Origin of the sequence: Nocardia sp. NPDC006982, assembly GCF_042869435.1 — a bacterium.
Lineage (GTDB): Bacteria > Actinomycetota > Actinomycetes > Mycobacteriales > Mycobacteriaceae > Nocardia.
In genome coordinates, this window is record NZ_JBIAFV010000019.1 from 1 (window position 1) to 18,839 (window position 18,839).

Consider the following 18,839-nt stretch of genomic DNA (forward strand, 5'->3'; position numbering starts at 1 on the left):
GCGGCAAATGTTTGGCAGAGCCAACTTCGATCTTCTTCGCCGCCGTGTGCTCCTGGTCGATTAGCACGCCGTCATCGAAAGTGTGCCAGAGCCACCCGCAACTGGCCATTGACATTCGGCATGCCCGAGCCGATGTTTACAGCGCGAGCGGCGACCACAGCGCCAGTCAGTACGCTGATGCGGGGGCTAGGAGCCGCGCTGTCGCAAACACCGCATCTGTGCACCCCAACTACGCAGGTATAGCCGTGATAGGCGTGCCAGTGGTCGACGCACTCAGAGCACGCGCGGGCACCTGAATGGAGCCAGGCGACATTATCGCGGGCGGAGTCTGCCGCCTCGTTCCGCTACCAGCGACGACGGAAGTTCCACTGAATGGACGATAGTGGCGCGAAGCATCACCCCACGTTGCAGCATTGCCGATCATGTTCGCGGCACCGAAGGGATATCTATGGCGCGCGTCGACTTGCTGCCCACCGTCGCTCAGGTCTTGGCTTTGCCGCACCAGGCGCAGGATGTCGTCACACCGGACTTCATCGATGAGAACGGCCATATGAACATTCGCCACTACTTGGAGTTCTGCTCTGATTGTGCCGAAACTGTCGTCAAGGACATCGGTGTCGACGACACCTATCGCGCCGTACGGAGAATGGGGTTGTTTGCGGCGGAGCACCATTTGCGTTACTACAGTGAGCTGCACGAAGGCGACACATTCTCGGCACATTCGCGAGTGCTGGGCCGTACCGACAAAGCAGTGCAGATGCTGACCTTCCTGCTCGATCGATCCCACGATCGACTTGCCAGCACCGTCGAACTCGTCCTGGTCCATGTCGATCTCGAGCGTCGACGATCGACCGCGTTTCCGCAGGATATCGCTGCAGGATTCGACAAGTACATCGCCGTTTCCGATGCTACGGATTGGCCCGCACCGACCTGCGGAACGATGAACGTCGGTCGATGACCGCGTGGCCGCATCACCTCGACGAGTAGGGAAATCGGAAACAACGCTCTACGGACACGAGGTATCGCCCTCGACGGTGGAACGGGCGTTGCGACGGCGCGGACGGTTATTTGCCGAGCGGGTGTCGGGCCGAATACACGTCGTGGACGATGTTGCGGCGCAAGGTGTGAGTTTGTGCGCACTGCTCTGTCGTAGGTCAGCGGAGAGTTCGGGTCTGGACTTTCAATCGCAGTCATTCTATCGAGCCGGATTTTTCGGGCTAGATTGCAATTCGGCAGTACGGAATGTCCTGATCTGTAGCGCATCTCGGCGCTGTGCCGGTCGTGTGACAGGCGGCATGAGCGGACGTAGTGCGGCGGTGGCCTACCGAAGCGTCATCCCGCTCGACACGTTTGTCGGTGGTCTCCGTGACGAGCTCGATCACGCGAAGGTTGCACAACGGGATCTCGCATGCCTACTTCCTGGCATCTTCGCCGGGTGCGGCAGACGCAATCGCCCGACCAGGGCGGTCGTGGTCATTCGAGGTGATTGTGGTCGCCTGCGTCCCGCGATGGTACCGGGATGTCCACCGACCGAAATCCTTCGACCAGACAGTGTTTCGGTGAGTGAAATCGACCGATAGCGCACATCGGCGGCTGTGACATGGTTCACGCCATTCTCTTTGGTTACAAATCCCGAAAGGGGTTGGAATGTCCACAACTTCCACACTCGATGACGCAGGGGCGTCCAACGGTCCGGACGTTACCGGTCGACTCGAAGGTGCGTCGAAACTACGCATCTTCTCCTTGCTCGCGATCATTGTGCTGTTCAGCGAAATCGCCCCGATCCAGTACACGATGGTCGCTGCCGCCCTACAGAAAATTGCTCCCGCTTTCCCGCAGGCGGGGGCAAATATCACCTGGGCGATGATCGTTTTCGGGCTGATCGGGGCTTCGGCGTCGCCGCTGATCGGCAAGATGAGCGACGTGTGGGGGAAGAAGAGGATGTTCGTCCTCTGCGGCGTCCTGTTCGCGGTCGGTTGTTTGATCTCCGCGACGACCAGCAGTTGGCCGATCTTCCTGGTGGGCCGCTGCCTGCAGTCGTTCGCCATAGCGACCGTGGTCGTGGCCTACGGATTGATCCGGGATCTGATGCCACGCAAGTACGTGACGATCGGGCTGGGCGTCACCTCGACGGGATTCGGCTTCTCGGCCGCTGTTGCACCGCTGTTGGCCGGTTGGTTGGTCGACAACTACAGCTGGCGGGCGATGTTCTGGTTCCTGTTCGCGTTCACCATGGTGTTGTTGCCGCTGGTACTAGTGCTCGTGCCGGAGTCGAAGCTGCGCGTCCGCGAACCCATCGACGTCGTTGGGGCTGCGCTGATTTCGATCGGGGCCGCATTGATCTTGATCTACGTCGACAAGGGCCACGATTGGGGCTGGGCCCGCCCCACCACACTTGCCTGGCTCGTCGGTGGCCTGCTCCTGCTCATGGCATTCGTCGTCGTCGAATTGCGTGCGACCACCCCGATCATCGATATGAAGATGCTGTTGCATCCACGCATGAGCCTGGTGATCCTCAGCGCATTGCTGGCGTCGTGCATCATTGGCGTCCAGGGATACGCCATCGCTTACATGGTGCAGACACCAGACGAGGGGGTGATCAAACAAGGCGTGATACAGGGAACGCTCGCGAAGGTTGCCGAGATGACCGGTCAGCAAATGCCACCCGAGCTTGTCCAAGTCACTCTTGATCCGGGTTACACCTACGGCGACGGTTTCGGATTGCTCGACTTCGCCGTGAAGATTTCACTGATGCAAGGTGTGCTGTCGATGATCATGGGCATCGTTGCGGGTGTGGTCGCCCGCAAACTTGGTGCACGGCTCCCGCTGTTGTTCGCCGTCGCGATATTCGCGGTGGTCGGAGTTGCCCAAGCGGTCGGTCCGCACTCCTGGCAGTTGTTTGCTGTCACCAACGCGGTGTTCGGGCTGGCTCTCGGCTGTTACTACGCCGCGGCCCCGAATCTGATCGTCGAAGCTGTACCTCAGGAACAGCAAGGCATCAGTGTCGGCATGCTCGGAGTCGTGCAGAGCATGGGCGTCGCGATTGGTGTCGCGATCGTCACCGCATTTGTCAACGCCAACCCGCTGCAGGCCAGCGTGAGCGTAGCTGGACAACCGCCGCAAACCACAGTGATCCCACAGGTATTCGCTGACCGAGGTTACGAATTGGGGTTCTGGTTCGGGGTCGTTACCGCGGTTGTCGCCCTGATCATCGCAATACTCATGCGACATGGAAGGACGCCCACCACCGGAGGTACCGCGTACTGATCGGCTCGGTGCCCCTGGCAATCGAATTTCCGCCTGCCCCCGTTCCGTCCGCCGACAGGCGGACGGAACGGGTACGGCGCAAATCACAATTGCGCCAGACCCAGAATTCACGTGTCGTTGATGCTACAACTGCGTCAGCGGAAGGCGTGGTGACGGCACCGGGGGTTCATAATTCCGCCTGCTCGGTGGCCATGCCACAATCGCAGACCACGGCATCCGCGTGCTACGGCGGCCACACGGCCGACCCGAGGCGGCGCTCACACTTCTTATCATTATTCGCGGACGGGGCGGTGGTCAGCTGCGGGTCCTGGGGTCTCTGGTTTCAGCCGGGGGCAAGAGGGAGGGCTTGACCCACACGCAATATGCCCTGTTGAGGTGCTGGTCGACCTCCCGCTCCACCAGCGCTCCTGCCGCCAGGAAGTTCTGCCAGAGCCTCGTCTCACGCTCGTTCAACCACCGGGGTTCCGCCACCACTGCGGCCTACATGTTGTTCAAATTTGAAATCTAGTCCGCTGCACAAATGACAGCTCAGAGCAGGCCCTGCCCGCGGGCGTTGGCGATGAGCTGGGCCCGGTTGCGGGCGGCGAGCTTGTGCATCACCGTGCGCAGGTAGGTCTTGACGGTGTTGACCGAGAGGTTCAGCTCCGTGCCGATCTCGGGGTTGGTGTGCCCGGCGGCGACGAGCCGCAGGACGTCGTACTCGCGCGCGGTCACCGGTGCGGTGGACGAGGCGGACGGTTCGGTCTGGAAGGTGCCGGTGCGGGCGACGCTGCGGATCGCGTCGCGGATGGCCGTGCTGCCCGCGTGTTTCACCAGGATGCCGCAGGCACCGGCGGCCAGGGTCGGCGCCACGGCGGCGTGTTCGGGGAACGCGGTGAACAACAGAATGCGGCTGCCCGGGCTGACTCGGTGTAGTTCGGGTACGACGTCGGCGGCGAGGCAGTCGGGCAGCCGTAGGTCGAGCAGCACCACGTTGGGTCGTTCCGCGGCGCAGACGGTTACCGCCGCCGCGCCGGTGGTGGCGCGGCCGACGACGACCATGTCCGCATATCGCTGCAGCTGGGCGGCCACCCCGTCGTGGACGACCGGGTGGTCGTCCACGATTACGATCCGGGTCTGCTCGCGGGTCAGCATGGCAGTCGGGCTCGCCAGATCGTGCCACCGTCCGGATCGGACACCACCCGCACCGAACCGCCCAGCCGGGCGAGCGCTTCGCCGGTGCTGGCGAGGCCGAGCCCGGGCGAGTGGTCGGGCGGCAGGCCCACACCGTCGTCGTGCACCGCGACCGTCAGCCAGGGATCGCGTCGCTGCACCGACACCGTGACCGCCCCGGCTCGGGCGTGTTTTTCGACGTTCAGCAGAGCTTCACGGACGGCGGTAAGCAGGACGTCCGAGCGGGACGGGGCGAGTTCGGGAGGGTCTTCGTCGAGGATGACGAGTTCCGCGGGCAGCCCGGTGCGATCGGCGAAGGCCGCGCAGTCGGCACGCAGGGCGACCCCGAGCGCGAGCGCGGCCGGCGACGAACGCAGCGTGCGCAACGAATCGCGCAACGCCGTGGTGGCCTCCTCGGCCTGCGTCTGCAGCCGGTCGAGCCGGGCCCGCAGTTCCGGGTCCGCCTTCGTGGCTTCGGCGAGGTCGGCCACGCCCGAACCAATGGCGAACAGCAGGGCGCCGACGCTGTCGTGCAGGTCGGCCGCCATCCGGCGGCGCTCTTCGTGGACCGCGATCTCGCGGCTGAGCCGTGCGCGTTCGGCGACCGAAACCGCCAGTGCGGCCTGGGCCGCAATCGCCGAGGCGCGTTCGACCTCGCGGTCGCCGAAGGTTCCGTCCTCACGCGGTCCGAGGGCGAGCACGCCGAGGGCTTCGCCGTTGCGGAGCAACGGGACGGCCAGTACCCGCCGCACGTTTTCGGTGGCGATGTGACGGTCGAAGTCGTGGGTGATGTCCGGGCTGCCGAAGTAGTCGTCAACCCAGCTGACGCGCCCGGCCTGGAACACCTTGCCGGTCAGGCCCGTGCCGACCGGCACCCGCAGCGCCCGGAGCAGACCGCTGCGGTCGCCGGTGATCTGATCGAGCGTCAGGACGCCGTCCGCGTCCGGGTGAGCTGACCAGGCGACCTCCGAACCTTCGGCGAGCAGCGCCACGGCGCGCCGCAGCGTCTGGCCACGGTCGAGCGCCGTGAGCAGATTCGCGTACTGCTCCCCGAGATCTAGGAGAAGGAGGGGGTGCGCCCGCATGTCCACATTGAACACGGCCCGCCGGGGTCTGTCACGAGCCACTACACCCATTCGGGTGTGCCACGGGAGGTCACCGGCCTGCCAATGTTCGGTCGCTCCCATCGGTGCGAGGAACGAGGCTACCCATGCTTGACGTAACGATCGAACACGACGTGCCGGCCACCATGCGCGACGGCGTCGTGCTGCGGGCCGATGTGTACCGGACCACGGGTGAGGGGCCGTGGCCCGTGCTGTTGACCCGGCTGCCGTACGGCAAGAACCAGCCGTTGCTCGCCGCCGTGATCGACCCGGTCGGCAAAGCGCGGCGCGGGTTCCTCGTTGTCGTCCAGGACACCCGGGGCCGCTACGCCTCCGACGGCGAATGGGACCCCTTCACCTTCGAAACGGACGACGGGTACGACACCGTCCGGTGGGCCGCCGCGCTCCCCGGCTCGAACGGATCCGTCGGGATGTTCGGGGTCAGCTACCTCGGCAACACCCAGTGGATGGCCGCGCTGTCGAAGCCACCGGAGCTGAAGGCGATCTCGCCGGGGCTCACCTGGTCCGAGCCGGACGACGGGCTCCACGCCCGCGGGGGTGCACGGGAACTCGGGATAACCGTGCCTTGGTCGCTCATGCAGGGCATCGACACGTTGCTGCGCCGACACGCCGACGACCCGATGGCCCAGGGACAGGCACTGATGGCCCTGATCGCCGACACCGACACGGTCGCGTCCACCACCTACTGGGAGCTGCCCGCCGACCGCCACCCTGTCTTCGAACGGCACGGCATCCCGGAACTCGGCTTCGAACGGTCCCGCCGGGAGCCCGGCTGGAGCGACTCGTGCCGGGTCGCCGGGCGGCAGGCGGAGATCGACCTGCCGAGCCTGCATTCCGGCGGCTGGTACGACATCTTCTGTCAGGGCACGCTCGACAACTACGCGGCCATGCGCGCGGCGGGGCGGCCCGCGAACCTGGTCATGGGCCCGTGGCAACACCTCGGCAGCACGGGGTACCTCGGCGACGTCAACTTCGGGATGGCCGCGAGCACCGAACTCCTCGGCTTCCGCGGCCGGTTCGCCGACCTCGAACTCGGCTGGTTCCGCCGGTGGCTCGCCCCCGGCGATGGCCCGGCGCAGCCCGAGCTGCCGCAGGTCCTGCTGTTCGTCATGGGGATCAACCAGTGGCGCGAGGAACAGGAGTGGCCACTCGCCCGCGCCGTCGACACCGACCTGTACCTGCGCGCGGGCCACCGGCTCGCCTTCGAAGCCCCGGACGCCGGGGAAGGAGCCGACAGCTACCGCTACGACCCCGCCAACCCGGTGCCCACCACCGGCGGCGCCCTGCTGATGTCGAACGAGTTCCCGCCCGGTCCGCTGGACCAGGCCGAAGTCGAAGCCCGGCCGGACGTCCTGGTCTACACGAGCGACCCGCTCGCCGAGGATCTCGAGGTCACCGGCCGCGTCCGGGCCCACCTCACCGCGGCGACCGACGCTCCGACGACCGACTGGGTCGTGCGCCTCTGCGACGTCGACCCCCAGGGCGTGTCCCGGAACATCGTCGACGGGATCGTGCGGGCGGTCGCGACGCCGGGCGAGTTCACCGAGCAGATCGTCGACCTGTGGTCCACCAGTTATGTGTTCCTGGCCGGGCACCGGATCCGGGTGCAGGTCACCTCCAGCAACTTCCCGCGCTGGGACCGCAACCTCAACACCGGGGACGGCACGCGATCGCAGACTGCCCACCAGGAAATCGCCCACGACGCCACCCGACTCTCCCGCATCGTGCTCCCCGTGATCCCGGCTCCGGAAGGTCGAGCGTGAACCGCGCCTCCTACGCGTCCGGCACCTCCGACGTGCCGTTGCTCGGCGACACCATCGGCGACAACTTCGACCGCGCGGTCGCCGCAGGCCCGGACCGCGAGGCCCTGGTCAACGTCGCGACCGGCCGGCGGTGGACCTACGCGCGGCTGCGCGCCGACGTCGACATTCTCGCGCTCGGGCTGCTGGAGACCGGCGTGGCCAAGGGCGACCGGGTCGGGATCTGGGCGCCCAACATGGCGGAGTGGACGTTGCTGCAGTACGCCACGGCCAAGATCGGCGCGATCCTGGTCAACATCAACCCGAGCTACCGCACCCACGAACTCGAATACGTGCTGAAGCAGGCCGGAATCTCGATGCTGGTGTCGGCGCGCGAGTTCAAGACGTCGCACTACGCCGGCATGATCGAGGAAGTCCGTGGGAACTGCCCCGAGCTGCGTTCGGTGGTGCTGATCGGGTCCGGCGAATGGGACCTGCTCCTGGACGCCGGCCGAGGCGGGGACCCGGCCCGGCTGACCGAGGCGCAGGCGGCGCTGTCCCCGGACGACCCGATCAACATCCAGTACACCTCCGGGACGACCGGCTTCCCCAAGGGCGCGACCCTCTCGCACCACAACATCCTCAACAATGGTTACTTCGTCGGCGAACTCTGCGGCTACACGCCGGAAGACCGCGTGTGCATCCCGGTGCCGTTCTACCACTGCTTCGGCATGGTGATGGGCAACCTGGCCTGCACCTCCCACGGCGCCACCATGGTCATCCCGGCCCCGGGCTTCGACCCCGGCGCGACCCTGGCGGCGGTCGAGCAGGAGCGCTGCACCTCGCTGTACGGGGTGCCGACGATGTTCATCGCCGAGCTCAACCACCCGGGCTTCGCCGGCTACGACCTGTCGAGCCTGCGCACCGGGATCATGGCCGGCTCGCCGTGCCCGATCGAGGTGATGAAGCAGGTCGTGTCCCGGATGGGCATGAACCAGGTGACGATCTGCTACGGCATGACCGAGACCAGCCCTGTCTCGACCCAGACGCGGATGGACGACTCGCTCGACCTGCGCGTCTCGACCGTCGGCCGGGTCCACCCGCACCTGGAGATCAAGCTCGTAGACCCGGTCACCGGCCTGACCGTGCCGCATGGCGAGGCGGGCGAGCTGTGCACCCGCGGGTACTCGGTGATGCTCGGCTACTGGAACGATCCCGGCAAGACCGCCGAGGTCATCGACGCCGCGCGGTGGATGCACACCGGCGACCTCGCCGTCATGGACGCCGACGGATACGTCAACATCACCGGCCGGATCAAGGACATGGTCATCCGCGGCGGCGAGAACATCTACCCCCGCGAGATCGAGGAATTCCTCTATACCCACCCCGATATCGTCGACGCCCAGGTCATCGGCGTCCCGGACCTCGAGTACGGCGAAGAGCTCTGCGCGTGGGTCAAACTCCGCGACGGCGTCGGCGAGGTGACGGCCGAGAGCCTGCGGGCCTTCGCCACCGGGAAACTCGCGCACTACAAGATCCCGCGGTACGTCCTGGTCGTCGACGAGTTCCCGATGACCGTCACCGGCAAGGTCCGCAAGATCGAGATGCGGGAGAAATCCGTGCAGCTCCTCGATCTGGGCGAAGCCGCCACGGTCCGGAACGCCTGACACGGACTTCGGCACCACGCCGCTCGACGGCCTGCCGTCCCGGATGACGATCTGCGAAGTCGGCCCGGGACGGCCTCCAGAACGAAGCTGTCGTCTTGCCGGTCGAGGTCAACGCCGAGTTCGTCGCCCGGCTCGTCGACGCCGGGCACACACTGGTCGAAACGACCAGCTTTGTCCCCGCGAAGTGGATCCCCCAGCTGGCCGACGCCGAAGAGCTCCTCGGCGCGATCACACCCGCGCCGGGGGTGCGCTATCCGGTCTGGTGCCCAGCGAGGTGTTGCATCGGGCGGTCCTCAACCGGCTCGGAGCCGTGGCGACCTCGACTTGAGCGCGGCGATCCTGGTTTCTGCGAGTATGCGAGCGAGAAAAGGGGATCACCGACCGGCCACGCTGGTCACTAGCCGCCATCCCGGCGGTGACCCGCTCCGTCAGAACCCATCCTGGCGCCAGCAGCGCCACGGCCGACCGCAGCACCGGCGAAGTCCCTCCGCGCTGTGTCGGTAAGGCCCAGTTGTTCTGCCGGCATTTCTACAACTCGCCGCAGCTCTCCGTTACTACAAGACCCTCCACGCGAGACGTCTTCGCGACAGTCGGGCGGCGGACGTTTACTCTTCGGCCCCCGCCGCGAGCAGCGGCCTGACCCGCTATTTCTGGGGAGCTTGGGGGACCTTCCTACAACCCCAAAAGCACAGCGCCGCCTCCGTGCGCGGCGCCAGATCCAGCGCGCGATCCGATACGAGCACGACGGCCCGCCAATCACCGAGGGCCGTCCCACCGATGTCCGCTCAATCACCCTTTGGAACCTCGACGTGGAGAAGCACCTCTGGGGCGAGGGCATCGCCACCCGCGTCCTGGCCCACATCCGTGAACCGACCCCCGACTACATCTGGCGTACCAGCCTCCACCAATTCGGCGCGCGACCGGAACCTCACCCTCCCACGGGGTCGCCGAAGCACATGTACAGGTAGCCGCGCGCGCCCAGGTCCGCTTGGCGGGCGCGGGCAACGACCGGCGCGAACATCGCCAGCGATTCGTGCACCGTCCGGTTGAGGTTCCGTCTGGCGAACGTCTCGGTGACGCTGCCGAACCCGGCGATGTCCCGCACGCCAGCCGCCAGCGCACGATCCAGGCCGCGCTCGACGATGAACAGCGCGTAGTCGATCGAGACGGCGATGCCGAACATGGTGACGATGCTGGTCGCGGTTTCGTTGACGCTGAGGAATTGCGCGCTCAGGGCGGCGGATGTGAGAAGTGCACGTTCGAGGCATCGAAGCGTGAGTCCTTCGGCTTCGCCGGCGATACGCTGGGGTGTCGGAAGGTGAGCGCATGGCGTCCGGTGTACGTGCCCTTTTCCAGTTGTTCGCGAGTGACTGATGGTCGACGAAGATCCGCTGCGCACCAGCCGCGACTTGAACATGCCGGTGGCGGTGGAATTGAGTGCGTCGGGTTTCGAGGATGCCGAGGAGATCGGGCACGGCGGTTTCGGTGTGGTGTACCGCTGTACGCAGCCGGCCCTGGATCGCACGGTGGCGGTGAAGGTGCTGACCGCGGAGTTGGACGCCGACAATCAGGCGCGGTTCCTGCGGGAGCAGAAGGCGATGGGCCGGTTGACCGGGCATCCGAATATCGTCACGGTGTTGCAGGTGGGAGTGACCGCGAGTGGGCGACCGTATCTGGTGATGCCGTATCACTCGCTGGATTCACTGGATGCGTGGATTCGCCGGGAAGGGCCGTTGCCGGTCGATGCGGCGCTGTGGGTGGGGGTGAAGATCGCGGGTGCGCTGGAGACCGCGCATCGCGTGGGGATCATGCATCGGGATGTGAAGCCGGGCAATATTCTGCTGAGCGAGTACGGGGAGCCGGCGCTGACCGATTTCGGCATCGCCCGGATCGCGGGGGGCTTCCATACGGCTTCGGGGGTGGTGACCGCGTCGCCGGCGTTCACCGCGCCCGAGGTGCTCGCAGGGGAGGCAGCCACACCGGCGGCGGATGTGTACGGACTTGGTGCGACCCTGTTCGCCGCGTTGACGGGGCATGCCGCGTTCGAGCGCGGCAGTGGTGAGCAGGTCGTGGCGCAGTTCCTGCGGATCACCAGCCAGCCTCTGCCGGATTTGCGGGAAGGCGGTATCCCCGCCGACGTCGCGGCGGTGGTGGAGTCGGCGATGAATCGGGATCGGCAGGCGCGGCCGTCGGCGCAGGAGCTGGGCCAGGCGATCCGAGAGGTACAGCGCCGCCACGGGTACCAGGTCGGTGAGATGGCCCTGCGGGGACCAGCCGACGCTGCGCTCGGGCCCCGCCACGAGACGTGGCCGAAGACGGAAGTTATTGCGCCGCAGTCGGTTCGAAGCTTCGCCGGCACCGCAGAGCTTCCGCTCGAGCTGTCCAGTTTCATCGACCGCCGGGTGGAGACGGCCAAGATCAAGAGCTTGCTGGCGGCGGGGCGGCTGGTGACGTTGACCGGTGTCGGTGGTGTCGGCAAGACTCGGCTGGCGTTGCGGGCCGCGTCGGCCGTGCGAGGCGATTTTCCCGACGGCGTCCGGCTGATCGAACTTGCCGATGTGAGCGATCCGGCACTGCTGATCGATGTGGTGGCGGGCGGTCTGGGCTTGCGCGACGATTCGGCGCGGCTGATGCGCGATGTTCTGATGGAATTTCTGCGGTCGCGGAAAGCGCTGCTGGTTTTGGACAACGGTGAGCAGGTGGTGGACGCCCTGGCGGATCTGGTGGAAACGCTGCTGGTGTCCTGCGCCGACCTGCGGATTCTGGTAACCACCCGCGAGCCGCTCGATATTGCCGGAGAAGCGGTGCTGCGGGTCTTGCCGCTGACCGTTCCGAGTCTCGACGGCGAGCCGACGCTGCGGGGGCTGCCTCGATACGACGCGGTGGCGCTGTTCACCGAGCGCGCCGCGGCGGTGCTGCCCGGTTTCGAGGTCACCGAGAACAATATGGCTGCCGTGGCGAGGATCTGCGCCCGATTGGAGGGGCTGCCGCTGGCGATCGAGCTCGCTGCGGCACGTGTCCGTACGATGTCGCCCGAGCAGATCCTGGCGCGGTTGACCGATCGTTACGCACTGCTTACTCGCGGCAGCCGGACAGCGCCGCAGCGGCAGCAGACACTGCGGTGGTGCGTAGATTGGAGCTACCGGTTGTGCACACCGGCCGAGCAACGGCTGTGGGCCCAATTGTCCGTCTTCGCGGGCGGTTTCGAGATGGATGCGATCGAGCGGGTCTGCACCGCCGAGCCGGAGCGCGGGGGTCTGCTGGACACCTTGTCGTCGCTGGTGGACAAGTCGATTGTCATGCGGGAGGAGCTCGAGAGGGGCGTGCGGTTCCGCATGTTCGAGACCATGCGCGACTTCGGACGTGAGCAGTTGCGAGAGGCCGGCGACGAAGCCGATCTGCGGCGGCGCCACCGTGATTGGTGCCGACAACTGGCGCTGGATGCCGAAGCTGGATGGATCAGCGAGCGGCAGCCCGACTGGCTGGCCCGGCTCGAACGCGAGCAGCTGAATCTGCGCGAAGCGCTCGAGTTCTGCGTGTCCGACAACACTGCCGAATCGGGTGAGTCGGGACTGCGGACGGTCACCGCTCTGTGGCTGTTCTGGAATTTCCGCGGTACGTACGGAGAAGGTCGGCGCTGGATCGACCGCGTGCTCGCCCATCCGCTCGCGCGCTCGCTACCCGCGCGCATCCGGGCACTTCATGTCGGAACCGTGATGGCCGTGGAGCAAAAGGACTTCGCGGCCGCGGAGTCGCTGCTGGACCAAGCTCGCGAGCTCGCCGAACACGACTCCGTCCCGCCGCACCGTGCACTCATCGAAACCGACGACGGAATGATGGCGCTCTACAGAGGCGACGCCGCACGCGCGGTGTCGTGTTTCGAACGCGCGGCCGAGGTGTTCGGCTCGGATCCCGCCGGACATCTCCATATCGCGGTGTTGATGGCGCTCGGTTGGGCGCGGGCCGCGCAGGGCGATGTCCGGCGGGCGATCGCCGATCACGAGCAAGCTCTGGCCATCACCGAGGCGCGCGGCGAATCGTTGTTCCGGTCGGGCACATTGTGGGGACTGGGGATCTTTGCCTGGCGGCAGGGAGAGAGGGCACGCGCGCAGGAGTTGCTGGATCGATCACTGCGGGTGAACCGGCGTGTCCGCAGCCCTCTTGTCTCGGTACTCGATTTCGAGGGATTGGCCTGGATCACCGCCGAGGAGGACGGCGAGCGGGCAGCCGTCCTGATGGGTGCCGCCGAAAGTCTGCTGCGCTCCAGCCCGGGGTTCTCGGTCTTCTTTCCGCATCTGTCGCAGTCGCACGAGGAATGCGTTCGTATCGTGCGGCGCGCGCTCGGCGAGCGACGGTTCGATGCGGCGTTCCGGCGGGGGCGGGCGATGGCGTTGGACGCCGCGGTGGCCTACGCGCTCGGCGAGCAGTCGAGCGAGACGCCTCCCACCTACGCCCGGCCAGCGCAGCTCACTAAGCGGGAACAGCAGGTCGCGGAGCTGATCGCCCGAGGACTCACCAACAAGCAGATCGCCGCGAATCTGGTGATTTCCCAGCGCACCGCCGAGGGACACGTCGAACACATCCTGACCAAACTCGGGTTCACCTCCCGTGCTCAGATCGCGGCCTGGATCGTGGACCGGGCACATCAGCAGCTTTCCTGAATCCGATGACCTCGGAACCGGCGATAGGTCGCCCCCGTACTCGCCCAGACGCGGTCCGTGGTGTCAAGGCTGGTGAGCGGCTCTTGGTGCCGTTGCCAGGGACTTCGACGGCGGCCACGGTGCCAGGTCTCCCGCTCCGGGCAACCCGGTGACGATGGCATCGACCACGGTCTCGATGGGGATCATCTTGAACAGGCCCTTTTCGTTGCCGCCCCAGAGTTCCTGACCGGCGGGATCGGCAACGACGTCGTCCATCAAGGTGGTGCGGAAGAAGGTGGGGTGGGCGCTGCCGACACCGACGCCGAGGTGGCGCACCTCGAGTCGGATGCTGTCACACATCGCCCAGACTCCGGCCTTGCTCGCAGTGTAGGAACCCTGCAGCGGAGAGTGCCAGAACGCAGCCAGCGAGGAAATCACGAGTAGGTAACCGCCGTGCGAACTCGCGTGTGGGAGTGCTGCGCGGAAGGTGCGCCAGACGCCGGTGAGGTTGATGTCGATGACTCGTTCGAACGCGGCCGGGTCCAGTGTGGCCATGGGCGCCATCGTGTCGATTCCCGCACCCGCGATCACGACATCGAGACGCCCGAAGTGCTCGGCCGCTTCGCTGAGCGTGGCCTCCAAGCTCGACAGATCGCGCACATCGGCCCGCCAGCCGCGGGCCACGTTGTCGATCCGAGCGAACTGGCCTGCGCCCCAGCGAGGTAGGCATCGAGATCGAGCAGGGCAAGGTTCGCGCCGCGGGCCCGCAACGCGGCGGCGAGTGCAGTGCCGAGGCCGCCGGTGGACCCGTTAATGGCGACAGTGCGCCCGGTCAGGGGATACCGGGTCATGACGTGTGGTCCTTCTCATCGAAGGTGTGGGCGGTACGTGCGTGGCGAGGAACCGGATCTGGTCGGCGACTACTCGTTCGAACGCCTCACCGACGTAGATATGTTCTCGCGCACGGCGAACAGGATCGGGCACCGCACGTTGCGTGCGGCGCGGCCGGGAATGCGGAATGGGACAGCCAATGCGATCCGAGCTGCGACCTCGTTGGTGAATGCCATGCCCTGCGGCACCAATGCCAGATAACCGGGCTATGCGCGTGTAACTCGTCGACCACCTCGGGGAGGGCCTGGCTGGGGTCCAGTTCCCCATCCGCGAACAACCGCGTCGCCACGAACCCCGACCTCCGGCAAGCAGACATCAGCAACCCAGCCAAGCACCAACACCTCTGTCCCGCACCCCAACTCAGAAGCAATCACCCCCACCAGGGCTTACGGGAACTTCGTTGTTTTCTGCGCCAGTACTACAGAGACCCCCTCACGCTCAACCTTTCTCAGATACGCCTGTGAGCGGCTACTCTCCGCGTCCCTCGCGCAGGGATGCCCCGGTGGAGCATGTGGATTCGAGGTGCGGGGGCTGCAGCCGTCGCGATGTCGCCGACCGCAGCCCCCCGAGGTCATGCGGTGACCGCCGTGGAGGCGATCTCGCGGGCGCTGGTGAGACCCGCCCACCGGCCGAAGGTCATCGACCGGAGGCCGGAGGTTCCCGCCGGGTACTGCTCGTAGAAGATCCCCGCGATTTCGCCCGCGGCGTACAGGCCCGGAATCGGACGGCCGAAGACGTCCAGCACGTGCGTGTCGCCGTCGACACGAAGGCCGCCGTACGTGAAGCAGATCTGGCCGGACACCGGCCAGGCGCGGAAGGGACCCTGCGTCAGCGGTGTGGCGAAGTTGGACTTCGGCGGGACGATGCCGGTCGTGCCCAGGCCGTCGAGCAGGGCCGTGGGATCGAAGCCGGCCTGGTCGGGCGTTGCGGCGTTGAACTCGTCGACGGTGCGGCGGAGGCGACCAGGGGCGATGCCGAGCTTCTCGGCGAGTTCCTCGATGGAATCGGCCACCACCGGGTCGATGTCGGTCTGGCGCACGCCCGGGATGGGGACGATGAACTTCGACTGAGGGTCGCTGACGATCGCGTACGCGAGGTTGCCCTGCGTGCGGAGGATCGTGTTGCCGACGGTGTCGAAATGGATCATCTGCACATCGGCGGCCTCGTCCATGAACCGATCGCCATGCTGGTTGACCAGGATGCCCCACCAGTAGGCGCCGACCAGCGGCTCGATGTCGTCCGAACGCGGGTCGCACGGCTCAATGTGTGCGCCGTCGAATTGGCCGGCGGTGTCGGCACCGGCCTCCACCGCGATGCGGATCCCGTCGCCGCGGTTGTTGCGCGTGCCGGGCGACACCGTTCGTAGCTTGTAGGCCTCGGGGATGTAGCGGGTCAGCCACTCGGGGTTGCCCTCGAAGCCGCCGCTGGCCAGAATCACCGCCTGGGTGTCGACACGCACGGTGGCGCCAGAGGCGTCACGCACGTCGATGGCGACGATTCGTCCCTCGTCGCCGCGCACCAGGCCGAGCGCGGTGGTGTCGTAGAAGATCTCTCCACCCGCCGCACGGATCTGGTCGGGGAAGGCATTCACGACGGACGCGCCACCGCCGTGGACGCTCCACATGCCGTGGTAGTTGTCGAACGAGATGCCGTTGCGGCGGAGCCATTCGAGCGTCTCGGGAACGAGACGGTAGAACGCGTCGATGTATGCGTCGTTCGCCAGCTGCCCGGCGGTCTCCCGCACACGCTCGCCCCAGAACGGGATGAGCTCCTGCTCGGGCGTCAGGGAGAGGACTGCGGTGGTCCACCGGGTCGAACCGCCACGCTGCTCGAACGGGGCGCGCTCGAGGACGGCGACGCGTGCGGCGCGCCCCTCCTTCGCCGCGGCCTCGAGATGCGCCTTTGCGGCGGTCAGGCCGGAGAAACCGTGGCCGACGACCACCGCATCCCAAGGACCGCGGACATCGGGGGTGCTGGATTCGGACATGAGAACGCCTTTGTCTCACATGGGTGGCGAGGTTACTGACGGGTGGGATGGAGGGAGGGGGTCAGGAGTTGTCAGGACCGTGCCAGTAGGCCTTCGGCTCCGTGTACTCCTCGAAGATGTCGAGCCCCATTTCGTGCCCGAGTCCGCTGACTTTGCGGCCGCCGAAGGGGACGTTGGGGCTGAAGGCGCGCCAGGTGTTGATCCAGACCACGCCGGTGTCGATCTGCCGCGAGACGCGTCGCGCCCGGTCCAGGTCTCGCGTCCAGAGGCCGCCGACCAGACCGAACTCGGTGTCGTTGGCGATCTCGACGGCCTCGTCCTCGGTGTCGAAGACGATGACGGAACCAACCGGCCCGAAGATCTCCTCGCGTCGCAGCCGCGACGCGCGGTCCGGAGTCGCGTACAAGGACGGCTCGACGAACAAGCCGCGGGTGACGCCGGGGACATCGGTGCCGCAGCGGCCGCCCACGATGAGTGAGGTGTCGTCCTCGCGGTCGGCGATGTCGAAGTAGCCGGTCACCTTCTTGTACTGGGGACGCGAGGCGAGGGGTCCGATCTGGGTGGTGGACTCCAGCGGGTCGCCGATCACGACCTGCGAGATGAGCTTCTCGAGCCGGGTCAGCACCTCGTCGCGGACGCTGCTCTGGATCAGGATGCGCGAGCCGGCGTTGCAGGCCTGGCCGGTCCCGGCGATGATTCCGGTGAGCACGCCCTCGGCGGCGCGGTCGAGATCGGCGTCCTCGAAGACGATGTTGGCGCCCTTGCCGCCGAGTTCGAGGGTCGCCCGGATGAGACGGGGCGCGATCGCCTGGGCAATGGAGCGGCCCGTCGCGGTCGACCCGGTGAACGCCACCTTGTCGATGCCGGGATGCTCGACCAGGGCTGCGCCGGTGGCTCCGGCCCCGGTCACCACGTTGACGACGCCGGGCGGGAATCCGGCCTCCAGCGCGAGCTCGATCAACCGGATCGTGGACACCGGCGTCACCTCGGACGGCTTGACGACGATCGTGTTGCCGGACGCCAGCGCGCCGAACAGCTTCCACTGGAGCAGGCCGAGCGGGTTGTTCCACGGGGCGATCGCGGCGACGACGCCGAGCGGGACGCGCTCCGTCCAGGCGGTGTGCCCCGGCATGATCGGCGTGACCGTCTCGCCGTGCAGTGTGAGCGCATAGTTGGCGCAGAAGTCGGCACCCTGCGCGAGTGCCCCGCCAACCATGTTCATCTCGGAGATGGTCTTGCCGTTCTCATGCACCTGCAGCCGCGCCAGCTCCGACGAGTGCTCGCGGATGAGCTGGGCCCAGCGTCGGAACAGCTCGAGTCGCGCGAAGGGCGACGTTGTGGACCACGCAGGGAAGGCGGCCCGGGCGGCGCGCACGGCACGGTCGACGTCGGCGGCTCCCGCGACGGGAACGTAGCCCCACTCGGCGTCTTCGAACGGGTCGACGCAGCGGTAGGTCTCACCGTCTGTGGCCTGGACGTGCTCGCCGTCGATGATCATCCCGTAGCGCTGCTCGGGGTCGAACTCGGGAAAGCGGGGGGCAACCCGCGGGTCTGTAGTCGTCATCGATCGCCCTCATCTTCAGCATGGGCGTCGTCGCCCGATGTCATCAGCAACATACTCCCGCGACCATTGACGGTCAACCGTTTGGTTACATCGCGGCCGATTCGCCCCGTTCACGAACCGTGGGGGCGCGCCGTGTGAACAGCCGCGCGATCATGTCGGCCCAGGCTGCCATCGTGTCCTCGGAATCCGACGCTCCCGGCCCGATGCAGAAGTCGATCAGCTGCGGGATCACGTACGGCGCGGTGCCTACCGCGTAAATGGTGGCGAGGGCGAACCGGGGGTCGATGTCCGTTGCGAGCTGACCTTCCAGCTGCAGGCGCATGATCGCCTGCACCTGCCGGTGGATCGATTCCTGCCGTTCGACGGCAGAGGTCACCGGCCGATCGCCGGCGAGCCCCTCCCAGGCGACCATGCGCGACCATGCGCGCCGCGTCTCTGGGTCGCCGATCTGCCGCCGTACCAGCTCCCGGATGCCCGATGTGGCGTCGATCGCGTCGTGCATCGACGTCAGCATCTCGCCCAGCACTGCGGCGTAGATGCCGTCCTTGCTGTCGAAGTAGTGGTAGATCAGCTGCTTGTTCAAGTTTGCGGCCTCCGCGATGCGGTTGATCCGGGCGCCGGAGAAGCCATGCTCGGCGAACTCCTCCTTGGCTGCGCGGAGAATCCGCTCTCTGGCTGTGAGCGCAGGACGCGCGGTGGCTGGGTCGCTGTCGGTCATCGGTCAACGGTAGCCCCCTCCAACCTCGGTAGCCCTATGTCAACCCCACTCGGTAGCCCTATATCAACCAAAAGGTTGACGCGGATGTTG

Annotated in this window: 13 protein-coding genes; 6 read left to right on the forward strand and 7 right to left on the reverse strand. The window is 66.7% G+C overall.

Going from position 1 to position 18,839, the window contains the following annotated elements:
• Positions 1–448: 448 nt before the first annotated feature.
• Together ACFYOW_RS41720 and ACFYOW_RS41725 are read left to right on the forward strand one after the other, a co-directional pair.
• A complete protein-coding gene (locus ACFYOW_RS41720) occupies positions 449–958 on the forward strand; it encodes a thioesterase family protein (RefSeq protein WP_387296290.1) in 510 nt (169 codons plus the stop codon).
• 689 nt (positions 959–1,647) lie between these two features.
• The gene (locus tag ACFYOW_RS41725; protein WP_387296292.1) at positions 1,648–3,267 is read left to right on the forward strand and encodes an MFS transporter; all 1,620 of its coding nucleotides are present in this window, start codon (positions 1,648–1,650) and stop codon (positions 3,265–3,267) included.
• A 528-nt stretch (positions 3,268–3,795) separates the two neighbouring features.
• Here the strand turns inward: ACFYOW_RS41725 and ACFYOW_RS41730 are convergent.
• Together ACFYOW_RS41730 and ACFYOW_RS41735 are read right to left on the reverse strand one after the other, a co-directional pair.
• Positions 3,796–4,401, reverse strand: a complete 606-nt coding sequence (locus ACFYOW_RS41730; protein ID WP_387296294.1) for a response regulator transcription factor — start codon at positions 4,399–4,401, stop codon at positions 3,796–3,798.
• A complete protein-coding gene (locus tag ACFYOW_RS41735) occupies positions 4,395–5,504 on the reverse strand; it encodes a GAF domain-containing sensor histidine kinase (protein ID WP_387296296.1) in 1,110 nt (369 codons plus the stop codon). The genes ACFYOW_RS41730 and ACFYOW_RS41735 overlap by 7 nt, the downstream gene beginning before the upstream one ends.
• A gap of 125 nt (positions 5,505–5,629) precedes the next feature.
• Between ACFYOW_RS41735 and ACFYOW_RS41740 the strand changes: the two genes are divergently transcribed.
• The gene (locus tag ACFYOW_RS41740; RefSeq protein WP_387296298.1) at positions 5,630–7,306 is read left to right on the forward strand and encodes a CocE/NonD family hydrolase; all 1,677 of its coding nucleotides are present in this window, start codon (positions 5,630–5,632) and stop codon (positions 7,304–7,306) included.
• The gene (locus ACFYOW_RS41745) at positions 7,303–8,949 is read left to right on the forward strand and encodes an AMP-binding protein (RefSeq protein WP_387296300.1); all 1,647 of its coding nucleotides are present in this window, start codon (positions 7,303–7,305) and stop codon (positions 8,947–8,949) included. Before ACFYOW_RS41740 ends, ACFYOW_RS41745 begins: the two co-directional genes overlap by 4 nt.
• Before the next feature lie 928 nt (positions 8,950–9,877).
• Here ACFYOW_RS41745 and ACFYOW_RS41750 read toward each other — a convergent pair.
• Complete coding sequence (locus ACFYOW_RS41750; RefSeq protein ID WP_387296302.1) at positions 9,878–10,132, reverse strand: hypothetical protein; 255 nt, start codon at positions 10,130–10,132, stop codon at positions 9,878–9,880.
• A 190-nt stretch (positions 10,133–10,322) separates the two neighbouring features.
• Between ACFYOW_RS41750 and ACFYOW_RS41755 the strand changes: the two genes are divergently transcribed.
• Entirely contained in the window at positions 10,323–13,610 is a 3,288-nt protein-coding gene (locus ACFYOW_RS41755; protein WP_387296304.1) for a protein kinase, read from the forward strand.
• Between the two features lie 63 nt (positions 13,611–13,673).
• On the opposite strand, the gene ACFYOW_RS41760 is transcribed toward ACFYOW_RS41755, so the two are convergent.
• The gene (locus ACFYOW_RS41760; protein WP_387296306.1) at positions 13,674–14,273 is read right to left on the reverse strand and encodes an SDR family NAD(P)-dependent oxidoreductase; all 600 of its coding nucleotides are present in this window, start codon (positions 14,271–14,273) and stop codon (positions 13,674–13,676) included.
• A 204-nt stretch (positions 14,274–14,477) separates the two neighbouring features.
• Between ACFYOW_RS41760 and ACFYOW_RS41765 the strand changes: the two genes are divergently transcribed.
• Complete coding sequence (locus ACFYOW_RS41765; RefSeq protein ID WP_387296308.1) at positions 14,478–14,681, forward strand: hypothetical protein; 204 nt, start codon at positions 14,478–14,480, stop codon at positions 14,679–14,681.
• A gap of 370 nt (positions 14,682–15,051) precedes the next feature.
• Here the strand turns inward: ACFYOW_RS41765 and ACFYOW_RS41770 are convergent, their stop codons facing one another.
• From ACFYOW_RS41770 to ACFYOW_RS41780, 3 genes are all read right to left on the reverse strand, one after another.
• Positions 15,052–16,467 (reverse strand): FAD-binding protein, encoded by a 1,416-nt coding sequence (locus tag ACFYOW_RS41770; RefSeq protein WP_387296309.1) that lies wholly within the window; start codon positions 16,465–16,467, stop codon positions 15,052–15,054.
• Positions 16,468–16,528: 61 nt separating this feature from the next.
• Positions 16,529–18,031: an aldehyde dehydrogenase family protein gene (locus tag ACFYOW_RS41775; protein ID WP_387296311.1), complete on the reverse strand. Its 1,503-nt coding sequence runs from the start codon at positions 18,029–18,031 to the stop codon at positions 16,529–16,531.
• Positions 18,032–18,116: 85 nt separating this feature from the next.
• A complete protein-coding gene (locus ACFYOW_RS41780) occupies positions 18,117–18,749 on the reverse strand; it encodes a TetR/AcrR family transcriptional regulator (RefSeq protein WP_387296313.1) in 633 nt (210 codons plus the stop codon).
• Positions 18,750–18,839: the final 90 nt, after the last annotated feature.